The sequence below is a fragment of the Amycolatopsis sp. La24 genome (genome assembly GCF_029087445.1).
GTDB classification, from domain to species: Bacteria; Actinomycetota; Actinomycetes; order Mycobacteriales; family Pseudonocardiaceae; genus Amycolatopsis; species Amycolatopsis nivea.
In genome coordinates, this window is the sequence record NZ_JARACH010000121.1 from 1 (window position 1) to 8,957 (window position 8,957).

The 8,957-nt window shown below is 67.8% G+C and carries 7 protein-coding genes and 1 pseudogene; 3 read left to right on the forward strand and 5 right to left on the reverse strand.

The window, feature by feature from the left end:
* Window positions 1-10: 10 nt before the first annotated feature.
* The 3 genes from PUT80_RS45680 to PUT80_RS45690 are packed head-to-tail and all read right to left on the reverse strand — an operon-like array spanning window position 11 to window position 4,421.
* Complete coding sequence (locus PUT80_RS45680) at window positions 11-1,846, reverse strand: DUF87 domain-containing protein (protein WP_275295862.1); 1,836 nt, start codon at window positions 1,844-1,846, stop codon at window positions 11-13.
* Window positions 1,843-3,006 carry a PrgI family protein gene (locus PUT80_RS45685; protein ID WP_275295863.1) on the reverse strand — a complete coding sequence of 388 codons (1,164 nt, stop codon included), beginning with the start codon at window positions 3,004-3,006 and terminating at the stop codon, window positions 1,843-1,845. The genes PUT80_RS45680 and PUT80_RS45685 overlap by 4 nt, the downstream gene beginning before the upstream one ends.
* Window positions 3,003-4,421, reverse strand: coding sequence for a hypothetical protein (locus PUT80_RS45690; protein WP_275295864.1), 1,419 nt, complete (start codon window positions 4,419-4,421; stop codon window positions 3,003-3,005). Before PUT80_RS45690 ends, PUT80_RS45685 begins: the two co-directional genes overlap by 4 nt.
* Before the next feature lie 13 nt (window positions 4,422-4,434).
* Between PUT80_RS45690 and PUT80_RS45695 the strand changes: the two genes are divergently transcribed.
* A complete protein-coding gene (locus tag PUT80_RS45695; protein ID WP_275295865.1) occupies window positions 4,435-4,908 on the forward strand; it encodes a hypothetical protein in 474 nt (157 codons plus the stop codon).
* An 88-nt stretch (window positions 4,909-4,996) separates the two neighbouring features.
* Here the strand turns inward: PUT80_RS45695 and PUT80_RS46380 are convergent, their stop codons facing one another.
* Window positions 4,997-5,500 carry a pilin gene (locus tag PUT80_RS46380; protein WP_343076924.1) on the reverse strand — a complete coding sequence of 168 codons (504 nt, stop codon included), beginning with the start codon at window positions 5,498-5,500 and terminating at the stop codon, window positions 4,997-4,999.
* Window positions 5,491-6,468 (reverse strand): hypothetical protein, encoded by a 978-nt coding sequence (locus PUT80_RS45705; protein ID WP_275295866.1) that lies wholly within the window; start codon window positions 6,466-6,468, stop codon window positions 5,491-5,493. The genes PUT80_RS46380 and PUT80_RS45705 overlap by 10 nt, the downstream gene beginning before the upstream one ends.
* 447 nt (window positions 6,469-6,915) lie before the next feature.
* On the opposite strand from PUT80_RS45705, the gene istA reads away from it, so the two are divergent.
* Together istA and istB are read left to right on the forward strand one after the other, a co-directional pair.
* Window positions 6,916-8,151 carry an IS21 family transposase gene (istA, locus tag PUT80_RS45710; RefSeq protein WP_275295868.1) on the forward strand — a complete coding sequence of 412 codons (1,236 nt, stop codon included), beginning with the start codon at window positions 6,916-6,918 and terminating at the stop codon, window positions 8,149-8,151.
* Window positions 8,151-8,840, forward strand: a pseudogene (gene istB / locus PUT80_RS45715) (IS21-like element helper ATPase IstB); the annotation flags it as partial. The gene istA and the pseudogene istB, both read left to right, overlap by 1 nt.
* Window positions 8,841-8,957 lie beyond the last annotated feature (117 nt).

Consider the following 8,957-nt stretch of genomic DNA (forward strand, 5'->3'; position numbering starts at 1 on the left):
ACTCCGGGATTCAGCTATCATCGTCAAGCACCAAATACCCAGAGTTCCGCTCAGATTCGGGTAAAGTTGCGAGGAACTCTGGGGAAGTCGTGACCAGCTGGTGCTCAACCGGTGATGCGATGGACTGGAACGCGACTCGTTGCATGCCGGTGCTGAGCAGGCCTTGTCCACGGTCGGCCGAAAGCAGGTATTGCCGTTCGCCCATGGACAGGTCGAAGGCGCGCGTGATCTCGTCAATCGCTTGCGGGGCTTGCCGGAGCAGGATTTGCGTGGCCGCGTTCGCGACGATGGCTTTGCCGACGTCCGAGCCGAGCAGGTCTGCGGTGTCCTGTGTGGAGATGCCCAGCCCGGCCCAGTGCTTCCGGGAGGCTTTGGCCATGCGGAACAGAAACTCGGCACCAGCAGGGATTTTCATCAAGAGCCAGGCCTCGTCGACCTCGACCAGCCGAGGTTTGCGGATAGCGGGGTTGGACACCTGCCGCCAGATCGTGTCCAGCGTCAGCAGGGTGCCGACTGGTTTGAGCTCGTCCGACAGGTCCCGCAGGGAGTGCACGACCAGGTGTTCTTCGGGCCGCGTCGTCGTGGGACCGGAGAACAGGCCGGAGAACGCGCCGGTGACGTAGGGGCGCAGCTGCGCGGCGAGTTCGGTGCCAGCTTGCTCGTCGTCTGCGGCGAGGGCGTCGGTGAGGTCGGCCAGCAGCGGTGCCGGGCGGGTCCAGGTCCGGGGATCGGAGGTGATGCCTCCGCGCTGGTACGTCGTGGTGATCGCCCGGTCGAGCACAGCGCGTTCGGCTCCGGTCAGTTCCGTGCCGAGCAGGACCGCGACGACGGTGTGCAGGAAAAGGGATCGGCGGATCAGTGCGTCTCGGGGTGCGGTGCGGCGTCCGTCGGGCCGGGTGTGGATGGGCAGGTCCATGGGGTTGACGCGGACCTGTTCCGCGCCGAGGCGGACGTAGGAGCCGCCGACTGCGGCGGCCAGGCGGGCGTATTCGTCTTCGGGGTCGATGACGTGGATCTCGGTCCTGCGGTAGAGCGAGCGAAGTATTTGCAGTTTGGCCAGGTAGCTCTTGCCCGCTCCGGAGCGGCCGAGGGTCACGCTGTTGTGGTTGTCGAGCGCGAATCGGTCGTGGTGCACGAGGCCCTGGCTGCCGACGTTGAAGCCGTACAGGACTCCGCTCGGCGCTCCGACCGAGGTCGGGTCAGGCGGCGGCAGGTCCGGGCTGGTGAACGGGAATGCGGCGCTGAGCGCGGACGTGTCGAAGGTGCGGCGCATGCCGACAAGGTCAAGTCCCATGGGCAGACTGGTGATCCAGCCTTGCAGGCTGCGGTAGGTGGTCGGTTTGCAGTCCAGCAGCAGCGACGCAGCGAGCGATCGGATCGCGGCGACTTCGTCGGCGAGTGCCTCTTCGGTGGCGGCGTGCACGGTCAGGTAAAGGCCAAGCCGGTAGAGCTTGCCTTCACCGCGGGCGACCCGGGAGGACAGGTCGTAGGCGTCTTCGGTGGCGGCTTCGACGGATGGGTCGATAAGCCGGCCTTTCTCGCTGCTGTGCTGTCGCCCGGATTCCAGTTTCGAAAGCTGCTTCTTCAGCCTGGCGGCGGCGGTGACCGGGTCGATTGGCTCGATGTGCAGAGAGACGTCGATGCGTCCTGGGTAGGTGAGCAACGGTTGGAGCCATCCGTTGTGGACTTCGCGTGGGTAGCCCGCGACGGCGAACGAGGAGACCCATTCGCCGCCGACTTCCAACGACCGCTTACGGACGGAGATGGCATCCGGGGTGAACGCGCCGGCCCGCCCGAGCGGAGCGCCCTCGACTGGAGCATGCCGACGTTTGCGGTTGGACTTCATGGTTGGTGCCCCTCCGAGAAGTAGTCGTAGTCGTCCCAGGCGTCGACGTCGGCAACGGTTGGCGCAGGTTGTCCGAACGCCGAGTCGTCCCAGCCCTCGTCTGGAGCTGTGGTGATGACCTCCTCAGAGCCGGCCAACCCGGAACCCGGCGGGATCAGCGAATCCGGATTGCAGGCTGCGGACAGCACCGCGGTGGCCTGTCCGGCGTCCAGCGGAACGACGGTGATTCCTGCTGGGGAGAGCAGTTCGGCGGCTTCGCCGAGTCGGCGCGCCAGCCGGGTCTCGGCAGCATTGCGGGCGGCGTCGTCGACAAGGTGGGAGCGTTTGGCCGCTTTGCGTTTCGCGGACAGCAAGGCTAGGGGCGAGGTACTGCCGAGGCCGTCGACGGCACCTGGAAGCAGGGGTTCCCGCAAGACCAACAGGATTTGGCGTCGCAGCAGGTCGGTCGTGCGGCCGAGTTGGTCGAGGTACTCAGCGTGCTCGCGTGCGGCGCGCTCGAGCGCAGGGTGTGGCAATCCTGCAGCGTGCTCGCGCAGCTCCGCGATCTGACCGGACAGGTCTAGCCGTTCCGCGCGGACGAGCACCTGCACCGGCGCGGTGAGCGAATGCAAGTATCGCCCGAAACAAGCGACCAACGACTCCTGCTCTGCCGGGGTGCGCAAGCCGAAGTTGACAGTCGAGGCGACCGCGACGACCGCGAGCCCGTCCTTACCGAGGTCGATGACGCCGGTCTCGGCGACCGCGTCGGCCGGTAGTCGCAACGGTGCCGGAGATACCGCGTCGCCAGCGCTGTGGCTCCGTCGTGCTGGTCCGTTGCCGGCGGCCTCGACTCGGTTCGCTAGCCATTCCGGCACCGGGCGGATGCCTTCCGGGGCGGTGACCCGATGCTGCGGACTCACCCGCTGGCGCAGTGCTGCCAAGGCCAGTCGGTCGAGGGAGATGCCGTCGCGCTGCCCCAACGCGAGCACCGCGGCCGTCGCCCCGACCGGGATCGCGAACACCAGGAACACCGGCAGCGGTAGGAAAGTGCGCGTGACCGTGTACACCCCGTACAGCACGAGCCCGGTGACGGCGAGAATCGCCAGTTGCCGCGCGGTCAGAGGGCCAATGATGCGGTCTTCGCGGTCGACGTCGGCGGGGATACGGATCGGTTGGCTCATGGCCGATCACCTCCGGGAGCAGGTTTCGGTGCACGGAACACCGCGGGCGGGATCGAGGGGGTTCGGCGGTAGGCGTCCCCGATCCGGGGTTCCGGTTGTGCTGGCCGGAAAGCCGGTGCGGCAGGGGCAGTTGTTGGTTTCTGCGGCGTCCGTGGCGTCCGCGAAGTCGGCGCAGCTGACTGGAATTTCAGCTTCGGCGGTACAGCGGCCGTGCGGATCGGCCGCGCCGGGGCCTGTGCCGGGGAACCGGGGCGAGGGCGGCCTGCGGCGGCGGAGCGGAATTGCGGTGCGCGAGGTGGTTGCGTCGGACTGGGCATCGGCGCGGTGGGTTCGGGTGCAGAGCTGAACTCGGGCGTCGCCGGCCCCTTCCTCGTCGGAGTGACCGCCGGATCGTGGGTGGTGCGCTGCGGCGAGGGTTGGAGGAACTGCGGTGCTTGCGACGGCAGTCGCGACCGGCGCGACGCACGCCGGCGCTCGGCGTCGCGGGCGGCTTTGAGCCGTTCGCCGACCGTGCCGGAATGCGGCGCAGACTGTGGCGCGACGTCCGGTCGTCCGCCGCGGCCCGCGGTGCGGGTGCCGGTGTTAGCTGCGGCTTTGCGGGGTGTGCGTGTCTTGCCCATGACCATGCTGAAAGCCCTGGCCATGACATAGGCGCGGATGAGGCTGCCGAGGAACGAACGCCCGGAGCCCATCTTCGTCGCGGACAGCATCCAGAACGGGATCTTGAACAGCACGACGAACAACGCGATGCCCACCAGCAGCATCCCGAGCGCCGACAGCGTCGATCCGAACAGATGAACGCCGCCGGACAGGATCGTCCGCACTGCGGTGACCAGCACCACCGCCTGGGCGACTTGGATGCCGAGCGCGGCAGCGATGGCCCTCCACCACCAGCGGGCGAGCGGGTCGGTGTGCGGCAGGGCATGGCAGATGAGGAGCAGCGGTCCGCAGACGATCAGGCCAAGCGTGATGACGACTCGGATGGCGTACACGATCAGCAGCGCGACACCGACCACGACGAGCACCAAGCCGACGAGGATCGTGAACAGCCCGCCGGCCGCGGCGTTGTTGAACGCTTCGGTCATCGTGTCGCCCACCGAGGGAGGGCTGACTCCGTCGCCGAGCACACCTTGGGTCAGGCCGTTGGCCAGGCGGATGATTTTGTCGACAAGGAACAGCGACAGCGCCGAGGCGATGAACGCGAGCGGGATCCGTGGCGCGATCTCTTTGAGCGAGTAGCGGGTCTGCATGCTCTCGTGGCTCATCACGAGGATGGCTCCGGCGAGGATGAACAAGCCGTACGCGGCGACGACGAGTTCCCACGAGCCGTTCCACAGTTCGCCGATGCCTGGCAGGTCGCTGATGGTGGGCGTCGACAGTGCGCTGTGTCCGATCAGGTCCAGGATCGGTGACAAGGCGGAGTCGACGATGCTGCGGAACGCAGAGTTGATCGCCTCGGTGATGCACGCGCCGATGTCGGTGATGCCGCACTTCGAGTCGCTGTCGCTGCTGCCGCTGCCCGGCGGATGCGTCCCGGTCGAGGGCGGGGGCGTCGTCGGCTGCGGGATGCAGTCCTCACCCGAGCACGGTGCGGTCGTCGTCGGACCGAGCGAAGCGCAGCTGAGTTGGCCGGGAAAGCTGCACGTCGTCGGTGGGGGAACCTCAGTCGGGACAGGCGGCGGTGTGTTTGGTGGCGGCTTCGGTGTCGTCGTGGTCGGCGTCGGCAGGTGGCATGCCGGCAGCGGCGAACCCGGTGTGCACGGTTCGTTAGTCGGGAGCGGTGCAGGCGGCGGTTGCTGCGGGGCAGCGGGCGCGGCTGCCGCGTTGGCCGCGAGCACGGCGGTGAGAATTGCGACGGCGCTCAGCAACAACAGCGCAGCCGTACGCCTGCGTCGCCGCTGATCAGGTGGCGGCCGGGTTCCGCAGTTGGCGGCGTCGCCGGTCTCGCCAGGGCTGCGACGCGAGCGGGCTGTCGCAGAATCGTCCGCGGTCATTGCGCGCCCACGAACCCTTTGAGGATCTCCAGGACCAGCGGCACGAGGAGCGCGAGGCAGTAGCCGAACCCAGCGGCCTTGACCGCTGCCTTGGCCTTGGCGATCTCCTGGGGCTCGTTGTTTCCCCACATGTAGCGGGAAGCACCGACTGTCATGAACAGCGTGGCCAGGCCCGCCAGGATCCCCATGATCCACGTCTGGACGTTGCTCAGGATCTCGGTGACCGAGCCGGCCAGGGCGACCACCATGGTGTCGGCGTGCGCTGCCGAAGCTGATGCGAGCAGCGCGATCCCGGACAGTTCGGCGACCAGCACAGCGCGGGACGGGGGCCGCCGCGGCGACTGTCGTCCGCGCTGATTGGTCAGATCTTTCGGCGTCCGGATGAACCGTTGAGCGGGTTTCTTTTTCTCAACGTTCCGCGACGACAGCAAAAGGTCGTCTTCGGCACGAGCGCGGCACGGCTCGACCGGCGCGGCAGAAGAGTGGTCGATCAGGCGCATGGCGGCACCTCCGAAGAGCGGTCTGAGGGCGGGTGTGTCCCGCAGCCCTGAACTCCGGATTCCGCATCCGTTTTGGACACGCGGTCCCGGGTCTTCCGCCCGGAGACGGTGCTCTCGGAAGACACGGACGGTGACGACGTCGCCATGTCCGGAGCCGTGTCGGCCGGTCGGGCCAGCGCCACCGCGGTAGCCACCTGGTCGGTGAGCGGATCAGTCGGATCGGCCTCGGCGATGCGGTCGCGCAGGTAATCGGCTAGTCGCAGCTCCGCGCGTTTGCGCGACTTGTAGACCGCCCACTCGCCGGTGTTGTGCTGCGCCGCCCAGTCCGCCACCGGCACGTGCTCCAGGCGGGTCGCGCCGATGAGCGAGGCTTCGGTCTGGGTCAGGACCCCGTCCGCGACCGCACGCGCGAGGACGAGATCGGGATGTCCCCACGGGGTGTGCGGCGGAGAGGAGCGGAACCCCGGCGGGATCGGAGTCGGACCAGTCAAGGCATCGGTGAGCGCGTCGTATCCGGACCGGTAAGCGGCCCACCTCAGGCGCAGCATGATCCGCGGCCGGCGCAGATCGATGCTCGGCAAGGCGGAGAGAAAGCCCCGCAGCACCTCGGCGTGGATGTCAGCCGGATCGCCGGCGAACCCGCCGGACAAGGTTGCCGCGACCGACGTCAGCGCGGGCAATGCGACACCGACCGCCGCGACCGTCCAGGTCGCTCCTTCGGTGCGCGATCGCAACACCAGGTGCGCCCACACCGCGTCCCGTGTCGCCTGCGGGCACCGGCGCGCCAGCAACCGATCACGAACCTCATCCAGCGCGACCTGCCGGTCCGGCAAACCCTTGAAGAGACGGCCGTTTAACGACACCGGGCACGGGCCGGCCACCAGCCAGGTAAACGCGTCTCGCGCGATGTCCAACGAGTTCGGGCCATCCGCAGCACTGCGGCGGTGAAAAGCAGATTGCGTTGCCATGTCATGTCTCCCACGGCGTCGGTGCGAACAACAACGACGACAGGAAGCCATGACCGATGCCAGCGAAATACCACGCAATTGCTACGCGTCAACTAGTGACGCGTCCCGGGGCTACTGTCCCGCCTCGGGCAGTCCGTCGATCAAGACCCATGTCGACTCCCCTTAGATTTCGGAGATTGATCATTGCTGGTAGCTTCTGAGCTGCGTTAATAGTCGCGTCCTAGTAGCACGCTGATATCCGCCGACCTTTCGGGTCCAGGGGTATTCGAGTAGCATTTTGAGATCAACTCGACGAAGGTAAAAGATCTTAAAATCTGTTCTACCTGCCTGGGATGCGACTGGGGGACTTGTGTTGATATCGCCGTTCATTATCGAGTTGTCGGTTCCGCCTGAAGACTGACCCTGTGTTTCCGGGCGAATGTTGACCCACCCATGAACGATCATGAGGTGTTGAACGTGGAGGACTGGGCGGAGATCCGCCGGTTGCATCGGGCTGAGGGGATGGCGATCCGGGCCATCGCTCGCAGGCTGGGGATCTCGAAGAACACGGTGAAGAAGGCGCTGGCCTCGCATGAGCCGCCGCGGTATGAGCGGGCGGCGACGGGGTCGATCGTGGACGCTGTCGAGCCGCAGATCCGGGCGTTGCTGGCGGAGTTCCCTGAGATGCCCTCGACGGTGATCATGGAACGGGTCGGCTGGGAACGCGGAAAAACGGTGTTCTTCGAACGGGTCGGGCAGTTGCGGCCGTTGTTCAAGCCGGCGGATCCGGCGTCGCGCACGGAGTACCAGGCGGGCGAGCTCGCGCAGTGCGACCTGTGGTTCCCGCCGGCGGACGTGCCGCTCGGGTTCGGCCAGACCGGGCGGCCGCCGGTGCTGGTGATGGTGTCGGGCTATTCGCGGATGATCACCGCGGTGATGCTGCCGTCGCGGCAGTCGCCGGACCTGCTGGCCGGGCATTGGGAGTTGATCAGCGGCTGGGGCCGGGTCCCCAAGGCGCTGGTCTGGGACAACGAGTCCGCGGTCGGGCAGTGGCGCGGCGGGAAACCGCAGCTGACCGAGCCGATGAACGCGTTCCGCGGGACGCTCGGGATCCGGGTGATCCAGTGCCGGCCCGGCGACCCGGAGGCGAAGGGGCTGGTCGAGCGGGCGAACGGCTATCTGGAGACCTCGTTCCTGCCCGGCCGGGCGTTCACCGGTCCGGGCGATTTCAACGCCCAGCTCGCGGGCTGGCTGCAGCGGGCGAACCAGCGCCAGCACCGCCGTCTGGGCTGCCGGCCGCTGGACCGGTGGGGCGCGGACCGCTCGGCGATGCTGGCGCTGCCGCCGGTCGCGCCGGTGACCGGCTGGCGGCTGAGCACCCGCCTGCCGCGGGATCACTACGTCCGGCTCGATTCCAACGACTACTCGGTCCACCCGAGCGCGGTCGGCCGCCGGGTCCAGATCGCCGCGGACCTCGCCGAGGTCGTGGTGACCTGCGACAACACGCAGGTTGCCCGGCATGCCCGCTGCTGGGCCGACCACCAGAGCATCACCGACCCGGCTCATGCCGCCGCGGCTGCCCGGATGCGCCAGGCCCGCCGCCTGGTCGCGGTCCCCAAGGCCGACACGAGCGTCGAGCACCGGGCCCTGGCCGACTACGACCGGATGTTCGGCCTCGCCGGCAGCGACGAAGGGATCGCCTGATGGCCACCGCGAAAACGCCAGCGAAAACCAGCGGCCGCAACGTCGAGGGCGAGATCGCCTACCTCACCCGCGCCTTGAAGGCCCCGTCGCTGGGCCAGGCCGTCGAACGGCTCGCCGAACGCGCCCGCGCCGAGTCCTGGACGCACGAGGAGTTCCTCGCGGCCTGTCTGCAGCGCGAGGTCGCCGCCCGCGAGTCCCACGGCGGGGAAGGCCGGATCCGCTCCGCCCGTTTCCCGGCACGGAAATCGTTGGAGGAGTTCGATTTCGACCACCAACGCTCGCTGAAACGCGACGCCATCACCCACCTCGGAACCCTGGATTTCATTGCCGCGAAAGAGAACGTGGTGTTCCTCGGGCCGCCCGGGACCGGGAAGACACACCTGTCGATCGGGCTCGGGATGCGCGCCTGCCAGGCCGGGCACCGGGTCGCGTTCGCCACCGCCGCCGAATGGGTATCCCGTCTCGCCGACGCCCACCACGCCGGGAAACTGCAGGCCGAGCTGGTCAAACTCGGCCGGATCCCGCTGATCATCGTCGACGAGGTCGGCTACATCCCGTTCGAAGCCGAAGCGGCGAACCTGTTCTTCCAGCTGGTCTCCTCCCGCTACGAACGCGCCAGCCTGATCGTCACCAGCAACAAGCCCTTCGGGCGCTGGGGCGAGGTCTTCGGCGACGACGTCGTCGCCGCCGTTATCTCGACTTCGATCTTCAAATACCGCCTTTGACCTGGCGTTTCGCGTCGTGGACAGGTGTCTTTGACTATCGATCACCGGTGCTGAGGCGGGCTGCGCGGAGTTGGCCGTGGG

Bases quoted from the DNA above. Each gene is read 5' to 3' on its own strand.
- PUT80_RS45685 (WP_275295863.1), bottom strand. From the start codon at position 3,006: ATGAGCCAACCGATCCGTATCCCCGCCGACGTCGACCGCGAAGACCGC.
- PUT80_RS45705 (WP_275295866.1), bottom strand. From the start codon at position 6,468: ATGGCAACGCAATCTGCTTTTCACCGCCGCAGTGCTGCGGATGGCCCG.
- PUT80_RS45680 (WP_275295862.1), bottom strand. From the start codon at position 1,846: ATGAAGTCCAACCGCAAACGTCGGCATGCTCCAGTCGAGGGCGCTCCG.
- PUT80_RS45695 (WP_275295865.1), top strand. From the start codon at position 4,435: ATGCTGCGGAACGCAGAGTTGATCGCCTCGGTGATGCACGCGCCGATG.
- PUT80_RS46380 (WP_343076924.1), bottom strand. From the start codon at position 5,500: ATGCGCCTGATCGACCACTCTTCTGCCGCGCCGGTCGAGCCGTGCCGC.